Annotated in this window: 22 protein-coding genes, 1 tRNA gene, 1 pseudogene and 1 riboswitch; of the genes and pseudogenes, 16 read left to right on the forward strand and 8 right to left on the reverse strand. The window is 68.8% G+C overall.

Annotation, left to right across the window (positions count from 1 at the left end):
* Positions 1–43 precede the first annotated feature (43 nt).
* Complete coding sequence (locus ACYVDG_RS28555; protein ID WP_460761035.1) at positions 44–1,390, forward strand: M16 family metallopeptidase; 1,347 nt, start codon at positions 44–46, stop codon at positions 1,388–1,390.
* 337 nt (positions 1,391–1,727) lie between these two features.
* Positions 1,728–2,963, forward strand: coding sequence for a serine/threonine-protein kinase (locus ACYVDG_RS28560; protein ID WP_460761123.1), 1,236 nt, complete (start codon positions 1,728–1,730; stop codon positions 2,961–2,963).
* Positions 2,964–3,072: 109 nt separating this feature from the next.
* On the opposite strand, the gene ACYVDG_RS28565 is transcribed toward ACYVDG_RS28560, so the two are convergent.
* Together ACYVDG_RS28565 and bcp are read right to left on the reverse strand one after the other, a co-directional pair.
* A tRNA-Leu gene (locus ACYVDG_RS28565) sits at positions 3,073–3,150 on the reverse strand.
* Between the two features lie 78 nt (positions 3,151–3,228).
* Positions 3,229–3,711, reverse strand: a complete 483-nt coding sequence (bcp, locus tag ACYVDG_RS28570) for a thioredoxin-dependent thiol peroxidase (RefSeq protein WP_460761038.1) — start codon at positions 3,709–3,711, stop codon at positions 3,229–3,231.
* Between the two features lie 326 nt (positions 3,712–4,037).
* Between bcp and ACYVDG_RS28575 the strand changes: the two genes are divergently transcribed.
* Positions 4,038–5,135: a CDP-alcohol phosphatidyltransferase family protein gene (locus tag ACYVDG_RS28575; protein WP_460761042.1), complete on the forward strand. Its 1,098-nt coding sequence runs from the start codon at positions 4,038–4,040 to the stop codon at positions 5,133–5,135.
* Positions 5,136–5,154: 19 nt separating this feature from the next.
* Entirely contained in the window at positions 5,155–5,553 is a 399-nt protein-coding gene (locus tag ACYVDG_RS28580) for a DUF3618 domain-containing protein (protein ID WP_460761047.1), read from the forward strand.
* Positions 5,554–5,687: 134 nt separating this feature from the next.
* Here the strand turns inward: ACYVDG_RS28580 and ACYVDG_RS28585 are convergent, their stop codons facing one another.
* Complete coding sequence (locus ACYVDG_RS28585; protein WP_460761050.1) at positions 5,688–6,908, reverse strand: amino acid deaminase/aldolase; 1,221 nt, start codon at positions 6,906–6,908, stop codon at positions 5,688–5,690.
* A 181-nt stretch (positions 6,909–7,089) separates the two neighbouring features.
* Here ACYVDG_RS28585 and purU point away from each other — a divergent pair, with 181 nt between their 5' ends.
* The 10 genes from purU to ACYVDG_RS28635 all read left to right on the forward strand — a co-directional run bounded on the left by purU (position 7,090) and on the right by ACYVDG_RS28635 (position 11,751).
* Positions 7,090–7,977, forward strand: coding sequence for a formyltetrahydrofolate deformylase (gene purU, locus ACYVDG_RS28590; protein ID WP_460761054.1), 888 nt, complete (start codon positions 7,090–7,092; stop codon positions 7,975–7,977).
* Between the two features lie 308 nt (positions 7,978–8,285).
* Complete coding sequence (locus ACYVDG_RS28595) at positions 8,286–8,510, forward strand: CsbD family protein (RefSeq protein ID WP_460761057.1); 225 nt, start codon at positions 8,286–8,288, stop codon at positions 8,508–8,510.
* A 48-nt stretch (positions 8,511–8,558) separates the two neighbouring features.
* Positions 8,559–9,026, forward strand: coding sequence for an Asp23/Gls24 family envelope stress response protein (locus tag ACYVDG_RS28600; protein WP_460761060.1), 468 nt, complete (start codon positions 8,559–8,561; stop codon positions 9,024–9,026).
* 2 nt (positions 9,027–9,028) lie between these two features.
* Complete coding sequence (locus ACYVDG_RS28605) at positions 9,029–9,346, forward strand: hypothetical protein (protein WP_460761063.1); 318 nt, start codon at positions 9,029–9,031, stop codon at positions 9,344–9,346.
* Positions 9,347–9,385: 39 nt separating this feature from the next.
* Complete coding sequence (locus ACYVDG_RS28610; RefSeq protein ID WP_460761066.1) at positions 9,386–9,559, forward strand: hypothetical protein; 174 nt, start codon at positions 9,386–9,388, stop codon at positions 9,557–9,559.
* A 13-nt stretch (positions 9,560–9,572) separates the two neighbouring features.
* Entirely contained in the window at positions 9,573–9,941 is a 369-nt protein-coding gene (locus ACYVDG_RS28615) for an Asp23/Gls24 family envelope stress response protein (RefSeq protein WP_460761070.1), read from the forward strand.
* A gap of 1 nt (position 9,942) precedes the next feature.
* On the forward strand, positions 9,943–10,548 hold the full coding sequence (locus ACYVDG_RS28620) for a DUF6286 domain-containing protein (protein WP_460761076.1): 606 nt from the start codon (positions 9,943–9,945) through the stop codon (positions 10,546–10,548).
* A 2-nt stretch (positions 10,549–10,550) separates the two neighbouring features.
* Positions 10,551–11,141 (forward strand): Asp23/Gls24 family envelope stress response protein, encoded by a 591-nt coding sequence (locus tag ACYVDG_RS28625; RefSeq protein WP_460761081.1) that lies wholly within the window; start codon positions 10,551–10,553, stop codon positions 11,139–11,141.
* A 105-nt stretch (positions 11,142–11,246) separates the two neighbouring features.
* On the forward strand, positions 11,247–11,498 hold the full coding sequence (locus ACYVDG_RS28630; protein WP_460761084.1) for a type II toxin-antitoxin system Phd/YefM family antitoxin: 252 nt from the start codon (positions 11,247–11,249) through the stop codon (positions 11,496–11,498).
* Positions 11,491–11,751: a type II toxin-antitoxin system RelE family toxin gene (locus ACYVDG_RS28635; protein WP_460761088.1), complete on the forward strand. Its 261-nt coding sequence runs from the start codon at positions 11,491–11,493 to the stop codon at positions 11,749–11,751. Before ACYVDG_RS28630 ends, ACYVDG_RS28635 begins: the two co-directional genes overlap by 8 nt.
* Before the next feature lie 57 nt (positions 11,752–11,808).
* On the opposite strand, the gene ACYVDG_RS28640 is transcribed toward ACYVDG_RS28635, so the two are convergent.
* From ACYVDG_RS28640 to gcvT, 5 genes are all read right to left on the reverse strand, one after another.
* Positions 11,809–13,083, reverse strand: a complete 1,275-nt coding sequence (locus tag ACYVDG_RS28640; protein ID WP_460761090.1) for a hypothetical protein — start codon at positions 13,081–13,083, stop codon at positions 11,809–11,811.
* Positions 13,084–13,413: 330 nt separating this feature from the next.
* On the reverse strand, positions 13,414–14,826 hold the full coding sequence (locus ACYVDG_RS28645) for an L-serine ammonia-lyase (RefSeq protein WP_460761093.1): 1,413 nt from the start codon (positions 14,824–14,826) through the stop codon (positions 13,414–13,416).
* An 86-nt stretch (positions 14,827–14,912) separates the two neighbouring features.
* The gene (locus ACYVDG_RS28650; protein ID WP_460761096.1) at positions 14,913–16,181 is read right to left on the reverse strand and encodes a serine hydroxymethyltransferase; all 1,269 of its coding nucleotides are present in this window, start codon (positions 16,179–16,181) and stop codon (positions 14,913–14,915) included.
* 1 nt (position 16,182) lies between these two features.
* Positions 16,183–16,563 carry a glycine cleavage system protein GcvH gene (gcvH, locus tag ACYVDG_RS28655; protein ID WP_460761099.1) on the reverse strand — a complete coding sequence of 127 codons (381 nt, stop codon included), beginning with the start codon at positions 16,561–16,563 and terminating at the stop codon, positions 16,183–16,185.
* A gap of 161 nt (positions 16,564–16,724) precedes the next feature.
* Positions 16,725–17,840: a glycine cleavage system aminomethyltransferase GcvT gene (gcvT, locus tag ACYVDG_RS28660; RefSeq protein ID WP_460761104.1), complete on the reverse strand. Its 1,116-nt coding sequence runs from the start codon at positions 17,838–17,840 to the stop codon at positions 16,725–16,727.
* Positions 17,841–17,985: 145 nt separating this feature from the next.
* Positions 17,986–18,088: riboswitch (glycine riboswitch) on the reverse strand.
* 151 nt (positions 18,089–18,239) lie between these two features.
* Between gcvT and ACYVDG_RS28665 the strand changes: the two genes are divergently transcribed.
* Together ACYVDG_RS28665 and ACYVDG_RS28670 are read left to right on the forward strand one after the other, a co-directional pair.
* Entirely contained in the window at positions 18,240–19,151 is a 912-nt protein-coding gene (locus ACYVDG_RS28665; protein ID WP_460761109.1) for a penicillin-binding transpeptidase domain-containing protein, read from the forward strand.
* Between the two features lie 840 nt (positions 19,152–19,991).
* Positions 19,992–20,244, forward strand: a pseudogene (locus ACYVDG_RS28670) (HNH endonuclease signature motif containing protein); the annotation flags it as partial.

Here is a 20,244-nt window from a genome sequence, read left to right on the forward strand (position 1 = left end):
CCGAAGCTCCGTTACCGTCAAGCCGCAGAAAGAGCCGCAGAGCATGCAGCAGACCCGTCCGGACATCGGTGCCGCCGCGTCCTACACCTTTCCCAAGCCCCAGCGGATCCGCGTCGGGGGCGGCACCATCGTCGCCATCGACGTCCCCGGCCAGCAGCTGGCCTCCATCCGCCTCGTACACCCCTTCGGCGGCGCCGCCGAGCCCCTCGACGCCATGGGCGTCAGCGTGCTGACCAGCGAAGCCCTCGAGGACGGCCCAGCAGGCAACAGCTCGCTGGCCCCGGCCCTGGAGCGCCACGGAGCCGAGTGGATCTCCCGCGTCAACTGGGACGGCTTCATCACCGGCCTGGACGCCCCCACGAACCGCCTCGGCGACGCCGTCCACCTGTTCGCCGACGCCGTACGCCGTCCGGCCCTGAACCCCGACGACGTGGTGCGCCGCCGCGAACAGCTGCTGGAGCGCTTCTGGCTCGACGCCTCGTCCGCGGGTGTCCTGGCCATGCGCAGCCTCGGCGGGCAGCTGTTCACCGGCCGCTACGCCACCCCGCTCTCCGGAGGCCCGGTCAAGCTGGCCGACATCACCCCCGAGAGGGTCGCGAGCTTCCACGCCGACTCCATCGCCTCGATCGCCGGGACTCTCGTGGTCGTGGGCGACCTGGCCAACGTCGACCTCGAAGAGCTGGGCCGGACCGTCTTCGGCGACGCCGCGCCGACGCCCGAGCGCCCCACCGGTGAGCCGGCTCCGCCCCCCGGCGAGCTGCCGCGCGTGCTCATCGTCGACCGCCCCGGTTCGGTCCAGACGGCCCTGGTCATCGCGCACCGCGCCCCCGCGCGTTCGCGGGTGGAGCTGCCGCTCGTCGAGGGCGTCAGCGAGGTCCTCGGCGGGATGTTCACCTCCCGCCTCAACATGGAGCTGCGTGAGCGCCTGGGCTACACCTACGGTGCCGGGAGCCGGTTCGACCTGCGCCGCGACAGCGGTGTGTTCTTCATGAGCACACAGGTCGAGGCAGGCACTACGGCCCATTCGGTCACTTCGTCGCTGGAACAGATGAACAAACTGCGCGACTCCGGCGTCACACAGGACGAGCTGGCCGCTGTCCGCGAGTCCAACACCGTGGGCCTGCCGGTCAGCTACTCGACAGCGCGCGCCATGGCGGGGCCGCTCGTCGACATGGTGGTACACGACCTGCCGGAGGATCATGTGGACCGGACCCGTGCCGGGTTCGAGAAGCTGACCGCGGCGGATCTCGACAGTGCCGCCGTCGAGTACCTTCGTCCCGAGGAGGCCGTCGTGGTGGCGGTCGGGGACGCGGAGACTCTGCGTGGGCCGCTCACGAAGACGGGTATCGGGCCGGTCGAGGTGCGCTCGCCGGAATCCCTCTGGAGCTGAGTGTCTGGGGTTTCGTGCACGCGCTGATGCTCGTGCACGAAACCCGTCCCAGGTCAAGGCTTTGCAAGGGAGACCCTCGTCACGGCATGTGAGGGCTTTCCTCGGACATAACGAAAACGAACCTATGTGTCTGCCATCAGGCAACCACCAACTTGGCCTGCAGTCCGTGCTGGTATAACGAGTGATCCGTGCACCTACGTGGTGACAGCGACCGCAATGCTCCGCAGGAGGCCACCATGGCCGGTGAATGGACCCGTGGATAACCGTGTCCTCCCTAGACAACCCCCACACGCAGCGGCCGGAGACGCCGCTCGACACCTCGCGTCCGGAGGCCGCCGTGGCTGAACCGGAGTCCGGTGGTCGATTGCTGAAGGGTCGCTACCAGCTGACCTCCGAAATCGCCCGCGGCGGTGTCGGCACGGTCTGGCGCGCCACCGACCTGGTCATGAAGCGCGAGGTCGCGGTCAAGGAACTCCGCCTGCCGTCGGACCTGAGCCGCTCCGAGCGCGAGTCGCTCGTCCAGCGCACCACCCGTGAGGCCCGGGTCGCCGGGCGCCTCATCCATCCCAGCCTCGTCACCGTCCTGGACGTCGTGGACGAGGACGAGCGGCCGTGGATCGTCATGGAGCTCCTGGAGGCCTCCACCCTGGAGGAGATCATCCAGGTGGGCGGGCCGCTGCCCTACCAGAGGGTGGCCGAGATCGGGCTCCAGCTGATCGACGCGCTCAAGGTCGCGCACGGCGAGGGCATCGTCCACCGCGACGTCAAGCCGGACAATGTGATGATCAGCGAGGCCGGACGCGTAGTGCTGACCGACTTCGGGCTGGCCGCCTGGAACGGCGAGTCCGCGCTGAGCTCCTCGGGCCGCATCATCGGCTCCCCCGCCTACATCCCGCCGGAGCGCGCCAAAGCGGGCCCGGTCGGCCCCGAGTCCGACCTCTGGTCGCTGGGCGCCACCCTGTACGCGGCGGTCGAGGGTTACCCGCCCTACGACCGCAAGGGCTACATCAAGATCCTGCGCCAGGAACAGTTGGACGAGCCTAAGGAGGCCGCCAACGCGGGCCCGCTCGCCCCGGTCCTGGCCGGCATGCTCAAGGTCGAGCCCGGCGAGCGGCTGACCGCGGAGAACACCACCAAGATGCTGCGGATCGCGGCCCTGGCGCCCTGGTCCCCGGGGCAGCCCCCCTACAACGCGAGCAACTCGGACGCGGGAAGTGGGGACGCGGGTGCCGCGGACTCCGGGGACGCGTCGGCGGCGGAGTCAGGGGAGGGTTCCTCGGAGGAGGAGTCCTCGGACTCCGAAACGGGGGTGATGGCGGAGGAGCGGGAGTCGGCCCGGGAGCACTTCCGCGCGGGCGCGCACGTGTTGGCGGAGTCCATCAGCGAGCGGCTCCGGCACAGTCCTGACGCGATGAACTCGATCATGGTCTCCATCCGGGAGTCCACTGACACGCTGGGCCTGACCAGCTCGGGCAAGCACGCCGAGAGGAGCCGCCTACCGGTGGTCGCCGGTGTGGGTGTGGGCGTGCTGGCCCTGCTGGCCCTGGTCATGTGGGCCCTGCTGGGCCTTTGACAGCCACGAGGCAGCAGCCGCGCGGCAGAAGAACGACGAAGGCGCGCGAACCGGTTTCGCGCGCCTTCGGTGGTGTCGGGGTCCCCTGGTTGAACACGGGGAGAGGCCCTGGTGGGGCCGGCGGGATTCGAACCCGCACTGTACAGCACCTAAAGCTGCCGTCTCCTGCCAGTTGGACTACGGCCCCCGAGGGGTCACTCTACCGGGATTGGGGACATGACCGGTCGTCCGGCCCCGTGGTTACCGGACGACCGGCCCTTTCGCCCTAGAGCCCGAGCTCCTTCTTGATCCGGTCGACGTGGCCGGTGGCCTTCACGTTGTAGAAGGCCTTCTGCACCTTGCCGTCGGTGCCCACGATGACGGTGGACCGGATGACGCCCTGGACGAGGCGGCCGTAGTTCTTCTTCTCGCCGAAGGCGCCGTAGGCGCTCAGGGTGTCCTTGTCGGGGTCGCCGAGCAGGGTGAAGGTCAGGCTCTCCTTCTCGCGGAACTCGGCGAGCTTCTCGGGCTTGTCCGGGGAGACGCCCAGCACGGTGAAGCCCGCGTCGGCGAACTCGGTGAGGTTGTCCCGGAAGTCGCAGGCCTGGGTCGTGCACCCGGGCGTCATGGCAGCCGGGTAGAAGTACAGGACGACGCTGTTTCCGGTGTCGGCCAGAACCTTACTGAGGGTAACGGTCTGGCCGTCTGCGTCGCTGAGGGTGAAGTCGGGTGCCTGGTCGCCGGGCTCCAGGCGGATGGGCTCGCTCACTTGTGGTCTTCCTGTCTGCTTCAGGCGGGCCCGGCAGGGGCCCGCGTCGTTCCTGCCTCACAGTACGAGATGTGGGCCCGGTCCGGGGGTGGCAGCACGGTCGGTGCTGGTCGGCTCGGGGGAGGTGCTTCGGTTGCGATTCCGGTTCGGTTCATCCGCTTTGGGAGTGACCAACGATTCGATCACCTATCGTTGGCCTTGCGCTCTTGGTTGGCCCGCTCTCGGTGAGATGCCGTAGCGTGCGCGGGTCGCCCACGACCCGATGGTGTGTCCGGCGACCACCGGACCGGGACACATCCGCTTCGCTTTGGGAGTAGTTCGCCACGATGCCTGGATTCACACTCGACGAGGTCAGGGCTCGTACCCTCAAGGAGCGCGACTCCTGGCTGACGGTCTATCTCGCGGACCCGCTCGCGGTCCGGCTCGTGCGACAGCTCGCCAACCGCACGGCGGTCACACCCAACCAGATGACCGTGTCCGCCCTCTTCCTGGGCCTGGGCGCCGCTGTCTGTTTCGCCTTCGGCTACTGGCCCCTCCTCATCCTCGGTGCGGCGCTGTACTACTTGTGCTTCCTCGTGGACTGCGCGGACGGCAAGCTCGCCAGGCTGACGGGGGCGGAAACGCTGTTCGGCGCCTGGATGGACTACGTCTCGGACCGTTTCCGGGTCCTGGTGTGCGTGGTGGCCCTCATGGGCGGCCAGTACAGGGAGACCGGGCACGTGGCGTTCGTCTGGCTGGCCCTGGCGGTGGTCTTCCTGGACATGCTGCGCTACCTGAACGCGCTCCAGGTGTACAAGGTGCGCCGCGAGATGCGCTCCCACCTGGCGGCGGCACTGGAGCGCGCCCGGGCGGCCCTGTCGATGCTGGAGCCCGAAGGCGACGCCACCGGTACCGCGACCGGCGGTGGCGGCCGGACGATGAGCGACGGCGGCGAGCAGGCGGTGCTGCGACACGGCATCGGGGTGTTGGAGCACATTCTGCGCAGCCAGAACGAGCGGGAGGCGCGCAACCAGCGCGCCGCGGGCAAACAGCCGGACCTCACCCTGCCCAAGGTGGACCTGCACCAGGAGTTCCGCACCCGTTTCCCCTGGTACCAGCGGTTCTGGGCGGCCCTCAACGCCCGTCGGGTGCGGACCCACCTCGTGGGTGGGATCGAGTTCCAGATAGCGGTCTTCGTGGCGGCCCCGATCGCGGCGGTCGTCTTCGGGCCCCCCGCGATCGGCTGGATCACGGCGTTTGTGGGCGTTTTGCTCCTCGCCTTCGAGATCGCCATCATCTATAAACTGTGGTTGTCCACACGGGACTTCTTCCGTGTGGTCGACGGAATCGACGGTGCGCTGAGATTCTCTGGTCCGTCCGACGGCGCGGAGGAGCAGGACCGGGACACCGGCTCGGACACGGGCTCTCAGACGACCGCCCGCTAGTGGAGAGAGGCAGCCCCATATGACGGGACGCGACACCGAACCGCGCCAGACGCCGGCGGAGGTCAAGGCCGAGATCGACCGCGAACAGCGGAGGCTGGCGGAGACCCTGGACGTGCTCAGCGAACAGGCCAAGCCCGGGAACATCGCCCGGCGCCAGTTCGCGAAGGCCAAGGACCACGGGACCCGGATCTTCGACGAGGCCCGCGCGCTCGTGGTCGGCGGCGGTGCCGTCCGAGTAGAGAGCCACCTGGTGGAGCCCGAAGAGGGCAGCATCGTGCTCAAGGGTGACGACAAGGTGGTGACCACCTACCAGTCGCGCGGCCAGCTGCCCCCCGAGGCGCTGATCCTCGCGGCCGGTGTCGGAACCGTTGTTGCCGTCGGTGTCATCGCCTGGGCGGTGCGCCGCAAGAGGAAGTAGGAACGGTCGGGCAGCATCCACCGGACACGCCCCAACCCCCGCAATGACTTCGACGGGGCCCGCGCGGTGCACGCGCGGGCCCCGTCGCTCTTGGTCGCGCTCTTGCCCCAGGTCTGCCGACGCGGGGCGTCGGCTCAGAGGAAGGCCTGGCCCTCCCCCCTGTAGGTGGGGACGGCGCCCTCGTAGGTACCGGTGTCGGAGTCGATGAGGTGCAGCGTGTTGAAGCGTTCGCAGAGCTCGCCGGCCTTGGCGTGGCGCATCCACACCCGGTCACCGAGGGCCAACCCGCGGGCGGGCACACCGATGAGCGGTGTCTGGACCTCGCCCGCGCCCTCGTTGGCGCTGTAGGACAGGCCCTCGGGCAGGTGGGGGATCGGTGCGCGCTGGGCGTCGGTCGGCCCGGAGGCCGGGTAGCCGCCGCCGAGGGCCGTGGCCACCCCGGGGGCGGGGCGGCGTACGACGGGCAGCGCGAACAGGGCCGCTGGGCGGCCCTGGAAGGACCGGTAGTGGTCGAACAGGTGGGGCTGGTAGAGCCCGGACCCGGCGGCCAGCTCGGTGACGGCCCTTTCGCGACCGGTGGTGTGCAGGCTCCCGGTGCCCCCGCCGTTGACGAAGCGTACGTCGGCGACGGCGCGGACGGCTCGGGTGATGGCCGCTCGGCGCTTGGCCAGTTCCACGGCGGACCGGCGCTGGACGGCACGCAGCAGACGGCCGTAGAGGGGCCTGCCGGGAGGTGCGTCGCCCACTCCCGCGATCTGCCCTTCGTAGGCCATGATCCCGTCGAGTTCCAGTTCGGGGCGGCGCACGACGGCGCGGGCCAGCTCGGCGGCCTGGGAAGGCGTGCGCACGGGGGAGCGGAGGGTTCCGATACGCATGCCGGGTCCCAGGGGCTGCCAGCTGGTGTCGATGTCCAGGCACACGCGGACGCGCGGGGCGTCGGGGCCGGCGTCGGCGACGGCGGCGGAGATGAGGTCCAGGTGGGCGCTGTCGTCGACCATCAGGGTGATGACGCGCGCGGCGGCGGGGGTGCGCGCGAGTTCGGCCAGGGCGGCGCGGTCCGCGGTGGGGTAGGCGACGAGGATGTCGTCGCTGAGCGGGCCTTGGGGGTCGTCGGTGGCCAGCCAGAGCGCTTCGGGCAGGGTGAAGGCCATGATCCCCGCGTAGCCGGGCTGTGCCAGGGCCTCCCGCAGCAGCGCGCGGCTGCGGACGGACTTGCTGGCGACCCGGATGGGGCGGCCGTGGGCGCGCCGGGTCAGGTCCGCGGCGTTGGCGCGGAAGGCGGCCAGGTCGACCATGGCGAAGGGGGCCTGGATTTCGCGCGTCGCGGCCTCGTACTTCTCACGCAGGCTTGTCATGCCCCTGAGGATGCCAGAACATGAATGTCTTTCATATTGTCTGATGGGGCGTATTTCTCGCGTTCGGGTACACCCGCAGGTGACACGGGCTACGCCGGGAACGGCCCCGCAGGATCCCGGTCCTCGATATCCTGGGGTGTCACGGCTGATCAGCCGGTCGACCCCGGGAGTGGTTCTCTTCATGAACGAGCGCGAGTACGTCCTGACCCTTGCCTGCCCCGACAGCCGGGGCATTGTTGCGGGGGTGGCCAACCTACTGGCCGGCCACGGGTGCAACATCACCGAGAGCCAGCAGTACGGTGACAACTTCACCGGGCGCTTCTTCCTCCGGATGCAGTTCGTGACGGAAGCCGGAGCCTCCGGGCCGGTGAGCGAGGACGAACTCCGGGGCGCCTTCGCCGCTCTCGCCAGCGACTTCGGGCGTGGCCCCGGCGACTCCTCCGTCGAGTGGGCCCTCCAAGCGCGTGACGTACGGCCGCGCATGATCGTCATGGTGTCCAAGTTCGGCCACTGCCTGAACGACCTCCTCTACCGCCAGCGCAGCGGGCTGCTCGACATCGACATCGCCGCGGTGGTCTCCAACCACCCCGACCTGGAGTTCCTCGCCAACTCCTACGGGGTGGACTTCCACCACCTGCCGGTCACCCCGGAGACCAAGCGGGAGCAGGAGGGGCGGATCCTGGAGCTCGTCGACTCCTATGACGTCGACCTGGTGGTGCTGGCCCGCTACATGCAGGTGCTCTCCGAGCAGCTCTGCACCAAGATGTCCGGGCGCATCATCAACATCCACCACTCGTTCCTCCCGAGTTTCAAGGGTGCGCGCCCCTACCACCAGGCACACTCGCGCGGTGTGAAGCTGATCGGTGCCACGGCCCACTACGTCACGGCCGACCTGGACGAGGGCCCGATCATCGAGCAGGAGGTCTCCCGGGTGGGCCACACCCAGAGCCCGGAGCAGCTCACCGCGATCGGCCGCGACCTCGAATCGGTGTCCCTTGCGCGCGCCGTGAACTGGCACGCCCAGCGACGGGTCCTGCTCAACGGGGAGAAGACGGTCATCTTCGACTAGACGCCTTCCAGTGGCCGCCCGCTCCGGCGACGCGGCCCGGGGCAATACCGGTTTCGGACGCTCAGGGGTGCCTACGGGCACCCCTGGCGTTTTTCTTGTGTCGGTGGGGTTCCGGGGGTGGGATTGGGGCAAAGATGGTAGGACCATAGCCTGTTCGACCAGGCTCTTATTGCTTTGAGTGCCTTGTTGACTACAGAGAGTGCGTATAAGGTGTGATGAGGTCGAAACCTCACCGGCCGCCTTGACGCGAGGTGGCCCGGTTTCGGTCCACAATCCCTGAGCCAAAAGGCTCCGAAGAGGGGGCACAAATGGGCAAGCACTTCGACGACGCTGCGGGCAAGGGCAAGGAGGCCTTCGGCAAGGCCGCCGGTGACCGCGGCACCGAGGCCGAGGGTAAGGCCGACCAGGCCAAGGCAACGGCCAAGGACAAGGCGGACCGGGTCAAGGAGAAGGCCGAGGAGCTCAAGGAGAAGGCGGAGGGGGCCTTCGAGTCCGCGGGCGACAAGGCTAAGGACGCCTTCAAGAAGAAATAGGGACAACCAGGCCGGTTTGCACACTGCGTAGGGGGACCAGTGTCGGACATGAAGACCGAAGCCGCGGTGCCGAGCGCCCGCGAGGCGGGTGCGAGGCGCGACTCGGTGAGCAAGAGCGACCAGGGGCACACGCAGATCGCCGACGGAGTCGTGGCCAAGATCGCCGGGATGGCCGCGCGTGAGATCGGTGGCGTCTACGCCATGGGCGGCGGAACCGCACGCGTGGTTGGGGCAGTACGCGACGCTGTGAGCAGGGGTAGCTCCGCCGGAGGGTCGGTGGCCCAGGGCGTCTCGGTGGAGGTCGGCGAGCGGCAGGCCGCCGTCGACATCGATCTCGTCGTCGAGTACGGCGCGGCGATCCAGGACCTCGCCGCCGCAGTGCGCCGCAACGTTACGACCGCGGTCGAGCGGATGACGGGACTCGAGGTCACCGAGATCAACATCAACGTGGACGACATCCACCTGCCCGAGGACGATGACTCCGACGACGGCGACACCGAGCCCAGGGTCAAGTAGCCGTGGCCGGCAGCGACACACCGGGCGAGTCCGCGCAGACCATCGCGGAGGAGGCCACACGCTTTCCGGACGTGGTCGAGCTGTCCTCCGGATACTTCGGCACGCTGAGTACGGCGGTGCCGGGGGGAAGGATCCGCGGGGTGGCGATACGCGACGAGTACGTCGAGGTCGGTGTGGTGGTCCGCTACGGGCGTCCGCTGCTGGAGATCGCCGCCGAGATTCGCCGGGGCCTGACCCCGTTGACCGGCGGTCGCGCCGTCCACGTGTCAGTGGAGGACGTGGTCGCCGGACTCGGTGACGGTGCGCGCACGGCCAGCTGAGAAAGCTATGAGCAGGGCGTTTGATGAGAGGGGGTAGCCATGTGGCCCATCGTTGGACTGTCTTACGGGACGGTGCTCGGGCTCGCGGCGGCATTCGGCGGGTTCTTCGCCTTCGCGCTGGTATTGGTCCTCGGCCTCGTCGGGTTCGTCGCGGGCCGGGCGATGGAGGGTGAGATCGACCTCGCCGAGATGTTCACACGGCGGTCGGCGTAGACAGGGGTGAGTCGTGGTCGGGGTTCGGAGCGATACGGTCCCTCGCCAGCGGGAGGCCGCACCCACGAGGGAGGCCGCTGGAAGGCACGCGCGCGCACGGGACCCCGGAGGGCGCACCGAGATCCCCGGTTCCGTCATCGAGAAGGTGGCCGCCAGAGCCAGTGGGGAGGTGCCCGGGGCTCGGGCCGCGCGCTCGCGGGCGGCCCGAGCCCGGGTCAGCGGGGAGGTCGTCCTCCTGAGATTGCGTGTCGAGGTGAGCTATCCGCGTTCGGCGCGCCAGATCGCCACTGCCGTACGCGAACACGTGAAGGGCCGGGTCGAATCGATCACCGGCAAACAGGTCCACCACATCGACATCGAGATCGCGGAGTTGGTGCGCTGACATGACCACCGTGGAAGAGGTGCTCGGCCGTCCGAGCCAGGGCATCGACCGCAGGGCCAGGCGGGTCGCCGTCCACACGTTCCGGCCGCGCCGGTCCTGGCCCGCGGTGCTCACCGGGATCGTGATCCTGGCGGTGGCCGTTGTGGCCGCAGCCGAAGTCATCGCGGCACTGGCTGGAAACCCGCTACGGCTGATCCCCGTCGGGGCGGCCACCGACTACGCGGGTGCCGCCACCTGGTCCGAGCCGTCCGTGCAGATCGCCTCGGCGGTCCTGGCCCTGATCGGGTTGTCCCTGATCGTGGTGGCGTTGGCCCCCGGCCGGAGCCGGTGGACCGTTCTTCGCACCGACGACCCCGCGCTCGTCGTGGGGCTGACCAGGACTGCGCTGCGCCGGACCGTGGCTGCCGCGGCCCAGGGCATCAGCGGGGTCGACGGTGTGCACGTGGCGGTGCGCGGCAAGCGCATCCGGGTCCACGTGCGTACCGGCATGCGCGACTCCACAGGGATGCCCGGTGAGGTGACCGCCGCGGTGGAGCAGCGACTGGAGGAGCTGGCCCCGCTGCGCAGCATGCGGATCGCCACCTACGTCCGATACGGGGAGGCCTGACGATGGCGCGCGACAGGTGCCGGAGGTCGGCCCGGGGGAACCGGCTGGGCCTGGTGATCGTGGGGGCGGTGCTGCTGGCGGTGGGCCTGGCCGCACTGGCGGTGGGGCAGGGGTTCCTCGGCGCCGAACTGGCGGCTACGCCGCTGCTCAGCGACCGGGTCAACGAGGTGCTCGGACAACAGTGGGTCCCGTACGCGGGGGTGGCCGTCGCCTTCCTGTCCGGCTTCCTCGCCCTGAGATGGCTGATGGTGCAGGGCATGAACGACACCGTGGGCCGACTGTTCCTGGAACGCAACGACGCGGGCAACGTCGAGATGTCCGAGGGGGTGGCCCGCGGGGCCTTGGAGCAGGAAGTCTCCCACTACCCGGGTGTTCGCAGGGTGCGCGCCCGCCTCACCGAGTCGAGCGACGAACCGCACCTGCGCCTGGCGCTGACCCTCGACGAGGACGCCGACGTGGCGAGCGTGTGGAAGCGTGTGCGTTCGGAGGCGCTCGCCAACCTGCGCGGATCCCTCGAACTGGACCGCGTGCCCGCGGTCATCCGCATGTCGATGACCACTCCCGCCAAGAACCCCAGGCGCAGCCTGGCCTGAGCGGAACCGTAGCGGTAAAGGCCGGTGCCCTGTATCCGGGGCACCGGCCTTCGCCGTGGCGAAGCGTACTTTGTGTACACAATGATCTCAAGGTATCATGAGTACATGACTGAGACGCTGACTTCTCGAGAGTTCCGCGCCCACCTCTCCGAGGCGATCGACCGGGCCCGGTCGGGTGATGCCACCGTGGTCACGCGCAACGGCAGAGCGGTCGGGGCGTTTGTGCCGATGGAGGTCCTGGAACAGGCGAGAGAGCGCGAAGAGGAGGAACTCCGCCGTCTCATTGAGGAGCGGCGCGATTCCCCGACGGTGCCGCTCGCCGATGTCATGGCCGAGACCTTGGCGCGTGATGAATAAGTACACCACCATTTTCAAGGTCGAAGCCCAGGCCGAGCTCCGCAAGGTTCCCAGGGAACACGCCATGGCCATTCTGCGTAAGCTCGCGGAGCTGGAGGCCGACCCTTATGCCTTTGGGGCCACCGTTCTCGTCGGAGTCGCCGGACACCGGCGCCTGCGGGTAGGTGACTACCGGGTCATCTATACGGTCGCCAACGGGCAACTGGTCATCGTTGTCGTGCAGGTGGGGCACAGGTCCACCGCCTACGACTAGACGGGCGCCCATGAAGGACAAGGGTGGACGCGCCGGGGGTGCGCGTCCACCCTTGGGCTAGTGCCAGCTGTGGACGATGCTGTCGTCACTCAGCGCGGTGAGCTCGGCGGGGTCGTCGGAACCGTCGAAGGGGACCGTGTACAGGCTGGTCTCGCCGGTGTCCGACTCGGAACGGAAGGCGACTTCCGAGCCGTCAGGGGACGGGGCGGGGTGCGAGTTCGTACGCGGGCCCTCGGGGATCAGGGAGCGTTCGGTGGGCAAGCCCTCCCAGCTGTGCTCCGGTTCGCCAACCCACTCGTCGGCGAAGTCAGCCAGGGTCGCGTCGTCGAACTCCCACACGCTCAGCTCGTTGTCGTCCATCAGCACGGTGCCCTCGTCCACGAAGGCGGCCACCCCTTCGGGCGGCTCCACGACGACCGGGTCGCCGGGGCCGTCTTCAGGATCGAGGACTTCCCGGTCCAGGACCAGCGGGGCCGTGTCGTCCATGGCGTCCAGGTCGAGAACGGTCAGGAGGCTGCCGCTGTTCATGGCGTTCTCGGACACGATCAGCGATGAGCCGTCCGGGGAGGCCTGAGCGCGCTCGTCCGACCCGTGGACGTCCGTGACGATCACGGGCGTACCGGAACCTTCCGGGACGGAGGCGTTCTCGCACTGCTGGGAGCCACAGGTACCCAGCTCAGTGACCTCACCGTTCTCGAGGTCCATGGCTTGGAAGGTGCTGTCGTCGTCCAGCTGTTCGACGAAGACGACCCGGTCCTCCACGGCGTCGTACACGGGGTTGAGGTAGTCGGCGGCGGCGTCGAAGTCGGACAGCTCCTGCTCGGGGCTCAGCGCGGTGAACGTGCCGTCCGGGGACAGGGCGCCGAAGCCCGTGACGGAGTTCCCGCTGACCTCTTCCTCGTAGGTGGCGAGGAGGAGGTCGTGCTCGGGCACCAGCCGCCGCTCGAGAATCGTGCAGTCCACGGGGAGGTCGATTTCTTCGGTCGGCTGCACAGCGCGGCCGTGGGAGAGGGCATCGGATTCGCCGTGCTCGATGCCCTCGCCCGCGAATTCGGTTTCGAGGATCTCGGAACCGTCCTCGGCGGAGAACAGGGTCAGGGACAGCGAGTCCGGGGAAGTGACACTGGTGCCGTCGCTGCAGTCCGACACGAGGATGCCGGGGTCGCCCAGCGACGGCTCGTCTGGTTCTTCGTTGTGCTCCTCGGCCTCGGGGCCGCCTTCGTCGGGCGAGGCGGGGCCCTCGTCAGAGGAGCCGCAGGCGGAGAGGAGGAGGGAGAGTGCGGCCACTGGGGCGAGAAGGGTGAAGCAGCGGGGTTTGGTAAGGGTATCCACGGGAGGATTTTCTACCACGAACGCGCCGTTTTCCTTTAACTGGCCCTGCTTTCAGGAGTGCGATTTGCAGTGAAGGATAAAGGATTTCCTTCACGATTCATGTTTATCGGGTAATGGTTCGGAGGGTGATTCCGGTGTGGGGCGGGTCTGGCGGCGAGCTGAGCTCAAGCCACCAGACCCTGGGTGACGGCCGGAGAGGGCGAGCGGGTGGGAGCTCAAGCCCGGTTCCCGGCCGTGCGTCCCGTACAACTCGGGACGAGTCCGGAGAATTCCTTCGCTTCCATGCGCCGAGCGGAAAGCACGCTGTCCAGCGGCCTCACCGCATCGAACTCAGCACTCGATGACGTTGACGGCGAGGCCGCCGCGGCTCGTCTCCTTGTACTTGTCGTGCATGTCGCGGCCGGTGTCCCGCATGGTCCTGATGACCTTGTCCAGGCTCACGAAATGGCTCCCGTCGCCGCGCAGGGCCATGCGGGTGGCGCTGATGGCCTTGACCGAGGCGAGCGCGTTGCGCTCGATGCACGGGATCTGGACCAAGCCCCCGATCGGGTCGCAGGTCAGGCCGAGGTTGTGCTCCATGGCGATCTCGGCGGCGTTCTCCACCTGCGCGGGGGAGCCGCCCAGCACCTCGGCGAGTCCGGCGGCCGCCATCGAGGAGGCGGAGCCCACCTCGCCCTGGCAGCCCACCTCGGCACCGGAGATCGACGCGTTCTGCTTGAACAGTATGCCGATGGCCGCGGCCGTCAGCAGGAACCGGACCACGCCGTCGTCACTCGCGCCCGGACTGAAGTGCAGGTAGTAGTGCAGCACCGCCGGGACGATGCCGGCGGCGCCGTTGGTCGGGGCCGTGACCACCCGGCCGCCCGCGGCGTTCTCCTCGTTGACGGCCAAGGCGTACAGCGTGATCCAGTCGCTGCCGCGCATCGGGTCCGGGTCCACGTGTGTGGGCGCGAGCAGCCCGTGCTCGTCGCAGTTGCCGCCCAGCTGGCGGTACAGCCGGTGCGACCTTCGGGGCACCTTGAGACCGCCGGGGAGGCTGCCCTCGGTCATGACGCCCCGGCGTACGCACTGGCGCATCGCCGTCCAGATCTCCAACAACTCCGCGCGGATCTCCTCCGGGGTCCTGCCGAAGGCCTGCTCGTTGGCGAGCATCAGGGCGCTGATGGACATGTCCGTCTGCGCACAGAGTTCCAGCAGCCCTTCGGCGCTCTCGAAGGGGTAGGGGACCACGGTGTCGTCGGCCTTGATCCGGTCCGCGCCCGCGGCCTGCTCGTCCACCACGAAACCGCCGCCGACGGAGTAGTACACCTTCGCGGAGACCTCGACGCCGACGTCGTCCAGTGCCACGAACCGCATCCCGTTCGGGTGGTCCGGCAGGCTCTCCTTGCGGCGGAAGTCCACGTCCACCTTGGGGTCGAACGCGACCGGCTCGCTGTTCGGCCCGCCCAAGTACAGAGTCCTGGCCGATCGGACCTCCTCCACCAGGCGCGGGACGGCGTCCACGTCCACGTCCTCGGGGGTGTGTCCCATCAGCCCCAGGATCACGGCGGTGTCACTGCCGTGCCCCTTGCCGGTGAGGGCCAGTGAGCCGTACAGCTCCGCGCGCACGTGGGCGACTTCGGGAAGGACGCCTTCGGAGCGCAGCCAGGACACGAACGTCTTAGCCGCCTTCATCGGGCCGACGGTGTGTGAACTGGACGGTCCGATACCGATCTTGAACAGGTCGAAGACGCTGATGGCCATGGCTGTCCTCCTCATTGAGCACAGGGTGCGGGCCGTGGGCCGGGCCGTGTGGGCCCGCTGGCGGCCCACACGGCGGGGTGTTGCAGCTACAGGTTCGGGTAGAGCGGACGCTTGGCGGCCAGAGCGCTGACGCGGTCGCGCAGGGCGGCCTCGTCGAACTCGGGCTTGAGGGCCTGGGCGATGACGTCGGCGACCTCGGTGAAGTCGCCCTCGTCGAAGCCGCGGGTGGCCAGAGCCGGGGTACCGATCCGGAGACCGGAGGTCACCATCGGCGGGCGCGGGTCGTTCGGGACCGCGTTGCGGTTGACCGTGATACCCACGGCGTGCAGCCGGTCCTCGGCCTCTTGGCCGTTGAGCTCGGAGTTGACCAGGTCCACCAGGACCAGGTGCACGTCCGTGCCGCCGGTCAGGACCTTGACGCCGACCTCCGCCGCGTCCGGCTGGGTCAGCCGCTCGGCGAGGATGCGGGCGCCCGCCACCGTGCGGCGCTGGCGATCGCCGAACTCCTCGCTCGCCGCGACCTTGAACGAGACCGCCTTGGCCGCGATCACGTGCTCCAGCGGGCCGCCCTGCATGCCGGGGAAGACCGCGGAGTTGAGCTTCTTGGCGTACTCGGCCTTGGCCAGGATCATGCCGCCGCGCGGGCCGCCCAGGGTCTTGTGCGTGGTGGTGGTGACCACGTCGGCGTACGGCACCGGGTTGGGGTGCAGGCCGGACGCGACCAGGCCGGCGAAGTGCGCCATGTCCACCATGAGGAGCGCACCGGTCTCGTCGGCGATCTGGCGGAACTTCGCGAAGTCGAGCTGGCGCGGGTAGGCGGACCAGCCCGCGACGATCATCTTCGGCTGGTACTCCTTGGCGAGCGCGGCGACCTCGTCGTAGTCGACGGTGCCGTCCTCGTCGCGCACGTGGTAGGCCACGGCGTTGAGGATCTTGCCGGAGTAGTTGATCCGCATGCCGTGGGTGAGGTGACCGCCGTGGGCCAGGTCCAGGCCCAGGATCGTGTCGCCCGGCTTGAGCAGTGCGAAGTACACGGCCGTGTTGGCCTGCGCGCCGGAGTGCGGCTGCACGTTGGCGTACTCGGCGCCGAAGAGCTCCTTGGCGCGGTCGATGGCAAGCTGCTCGACGACGTCGACGTGCTCGCAGCCGCCGTAGTAGCGGCGGCCGGGGTAGCCCTCCGCGTACTTGTTGGTGAGGACGGTGCCCTGGGCCTCGAGGACCGCCTGCGGGGCGAAGTTCTCCGAGGCGATCATCTCGAGGGTGTCGCGCTGGCGGGACAGCTCGGCGTCAACGGCGGACGACACCTCGGGGTCCAGCTCACTCAGGCTCTGGTTGAGCAGGTTGTCGCTGGTCATACTAGGCCTCGCCTTCGGTCAGCTTGTTGTACTCCTCGGCGGAGAGAAGACCGGTGGGCTCCTCGGATACCCGCACCTTGAACAGCCATCCGCCTTCGAAGGGGGCGGAGTTGATCGTCTCGGGGGAGTCCTCGAGGGACTCGTTGATCTCCACGACCTCCCCGCTCACGGGGGAGTAGATGTCGCTGACGGACTTGGTGGACTCCACCTCGCCCGCGGGCTCGTCGGCGGTGACCTCACTGCCGACCTCGGGGGCCTCGACGTAGACGATGTCGCCCAGTGCCTCGGCGGCGAACGAGGTGATCCCGACGGTGGCGATCCCGTCCTTGACCACGACCCACTCGTGTTTGGCGGTGTAACCCAGCTCCGTGGGAACGCTCACTTCAACTCTCCTTGGAGGTGTTCCATTTGTCTGCCGTGCGCCTGATGCGGCGAACCGGCCCGGCCTACGCCTGGTCACGCCCCGACAGTGCCGGTCCTTCGTGGGGATCCGGCCGGACGGTGCGTTCAGGTTCTCAAGGGGTCGTGGGTGACCCCCGTTTCCTACGACTGCCGCTTGTAGAACGGCAGCTCGACCACGTCGACTTCCTCGCTGCGCCCGCGCACGTCAACGGAGAACGTTCCGCTCGCGGTGTCGAGGTCGCCGTCCACGTAGGCCATGGCGATGGGGCGGCCCAGTGTGGGTGAGGGGGCGCCACTGCTGATCGTCCCGATGACGGCACCGTCGCGCAGCACGTCCTGACCCTTGCGCAGCGGGCGGCGGCCCCGGGCGGCGATCCCGATCAGGCGCCGTGCCCGCGCGGTACGCGAGGCCTCTTCCAGGGCGGCGCGGCCGACGAAGCCGCCCGGCTTCTCGAACTTGACCACGCGGCCCATTCCGGCGTCGAAGGGCGTGAGGTCGGCGGTGAGCTCTTGGCCGTACAGCGGCATTCCGGCCTCGAGGCGGAGGGTGTCGCGGGAGGAGAGCCCGGCCGGGACCAGACCGTGCTTGCTGCCCTCGGCCATGAGCGCCTGCCAGATCTCCGGCGCCTTGTCGGCGGGCTTGACGAAGATCTCGAAGCCGTCCTCGCCGGTGTAGCCGGTACGGGCGAGCAGGACCGGCTGACCGGCCACGGTGTGCTGGTACCCGGCGTAGTAGCGGATCTCGCTGAGGTCGGCGTCGGTGAGCGGCGCGAGGATGTCCACGGCGCGCGGTCCTTGGACGGCGATGAGCGAGTAGTCGGCGGACTCGTCGACCACCTCGACGTCGAAGCCCTCGGCGCGCTCGGCCAGGGCGGAGGCGACGACGGGCACGTTGGCCGCGTTCGCGACGACGAGGTACTCCTGCTCACCGAGCCGGTACGTGATGAGGTCGTCCAGGACCCCGCCGTCCTCGGTGGTGATCATGCTGTAGCGGGCGCGACCGACCTTGACCTTGGACAGGAAGCCGACCATGGCGTAGTCGAGGGCCTCGGCGGCCTGCGGCCCGGTGAGCCGGATCTCGCCCATGTGGGAGAGGTCGAAGAGCCCGGCGGCCTCGCGGACGGCGTTGTGTTCGGCGGTCTCACTGCCGTAGCGGAGCGGCATGAGCCACCCCGCGAAGTCGACCAGCGTCGCCCCGGCCTCTTCGTGGATCTTGTGAAGGGCGGTGCGGCGCGGCGCGGAGGTGGGGTCTGACATGGGCACTCCCGGAGGATGGGCGTCGTGTCGTGCGTAAGGCGTTGCCATCCTCCCCCTCTGTCATGGGTGCCTGAGAGCTTCACCGCGCGCTCGGCGTGGTTTGCACCTTCGGCGAGGGAACACTGCCCCTGCTTTCCAGAGTGGTCTCGCCCGTACGGTCCGCTGTGCCTGAGAGGTTGTCATCGGGGAGGGGATTGCTCCTTCGGCGGCCCGTGTTGGCTACGCGGGCACTCTCCCGTACGGGGTCAGCAACACGCTCAGCCTAGCAGCGGCGACACAGGGCGCCCAAGGGTGCCTGACGGCTTGGCGGTACCCCGAGAGCAACCCGGCCCACCAAGGGGGCGCATGCCCTAGCGTGTGGGGGTGAACGTTCCTTCGGACACCCTGTGGAGGAGACGAGTGAGTACCGAGACCGAACACGCTCCCGGGCGGACCGCGCGTGCCCGAGGGCTCACTCTCGCTGCGGGTTGCGCCTTCACACTGGTCGCCGGGATCGCCTGCGGCGGGACCGACGACGAGGCCGAACCCGACGATGGGCTGGCCGGCAATCCTGTGGAACTGGGTGACGTACAGACCATGGAGCGGGAGGACCTCGCTTCGGTCTTCGAGGACGCCGGGGTCGACGGCACGTTCGTGCTCTTCGACGCCGGAGACAGCTCCGCGGTCGTCGTCAACCTCGACGAGGCCGACGAGCGCGCTGTGCCCGCGTCCACCTTCAAGCTGCCGAACACGCTGATCGCCCTCCAGACCGGGGCGGTGGAGAGCGTCGACGAGGTCGTCGCACCCGAGGGCGAGGACGAGCTGAGTCTGCGTGAGGCCCTGCCGACGACGGACGTGCCGGTCCACCAGGAAGTGGCCGACCGGATCGGGTTCGACCGGATGTCCACCTGGGTGGACCGGTTCGACTACGGCAACCGCCAGGTCGGCGACGAGGACGTGATGGACCGGTTCTGGCTCGACGGTCCGCTGGAGATCTCCGCCATGGAGCAGAGCACGTTCATCTCCGAACTGGCCCGCACCGAGCTGCCCGTCGACGTGGAGCACCAGGAAGCGCTCCACGAGCTGCTGGCCATGGAGGAGGGCAACGGCTACCAGCTGTTCGGCCGGACCGGTCTGGGTGCGGACGCCGATCCGGTCCCGGGCTGGTGGGTCGGCTGGGTCGAGGGCGAGGACGACCTGCACACGTTCGCCCTGCGCCTGGAGGTCGAGGAGGACAGCGACGTGGCCCTGCGCGAAGAGCTGGGCCGTGAGCTCTTGGTGGAGTTGGAGATCCTGCCCCCGGAGGCCCTGGAGGCCGCAGCGGGGGACTGAGGCGACTCGGAGGGCTGAGGCGACCCGGGGGGCTGACACCTGCTTCCTCTTGCCTTCTCCTGCCTCCTCCCGACGTAATCTTGTTTCCAGCGCCGAATTCGGTTCCATGTCCCGACTTTCGCGGTGGTGGTTTTCTGTGATTGGGCGACAATCCCGTGGGGCTGGATCCCGTGGGGATGCGTTCGGTGGGGATGTATTCGGTGGGGCTGGTTGGGGTTGCTTTTCGGGTTGGGGTTCCCTCCTTTCCCGCCGCTCGATTGTGGCCGTCTCCGCTACGCGCGTCAAGGTCGTCGCCATCGAGCGCTTCGCGCGTCATTGGCGCTCCACCTTGACACGCTTCGCTACGACGGCGGGTTGGCGGCTGTTGGGAAAGGGGGACGGGTGGTTGAGGTCCGAGCCATTTCGGGCTTCGCCCGAAAAACTCATTCTGTCGGCCTGGCGGCCGATCCCTGCACCTGCGCCGGAGCGTTGACGCCTGGCGGTGTCGCGGCTGGTCATGCTCTGCTGCGAACGCCGAACAGCGCGGCCTGCGGCCGGGTGGGCCACTCCTCCGGAGCGCTGACGGGTCGGGGGTCGCGGCCGGTCAATGCGGGAGGCGAAAACCCCGATGATCTTGCCCCTGTCTCCACCCTCGGCCGTCGAGAGTGGGGACAGGGGCAAGATCACCACCATTCTGGTATGCATATGTCCGCTTTGCCTGGGAATGCGAACAGGGGGTCGGCCCCCTTTCCCTGGAAGGCTTCTCCTTGGGAAGCAGAAAGGCGGGTCTGGGTGGCTGGGTAAGGTTTTTATCACCCCCAGGATAGGTCCTTTCTGTGCCTTTCTTGATATGCTTGAACCATGACTTCTTCTTTCGGGCAGTGTGGGAACACGGCGGGCAATACCCCCGCCGTGGCCGCCATGGGTGCTGCCCGGAAGAACATCGCTTCGGAAATGGCGGAGGTGCCTCCGGCGGGTGCGGCCGGTGAGGTCCTGGATGTGATCTCGCAGGTGTGCGAGGACATGGAACAGGCCCAGCTGGCGATGCTGCTGCGCCTGGCCCAGCTGGAGGCGGCCGGCACCCTGTTGGAGGCCGGTGGGCAGAGGTCGGTGC

It is taken from the genome of Nocardiopsis oceani, from assembly GCF_054777395.1.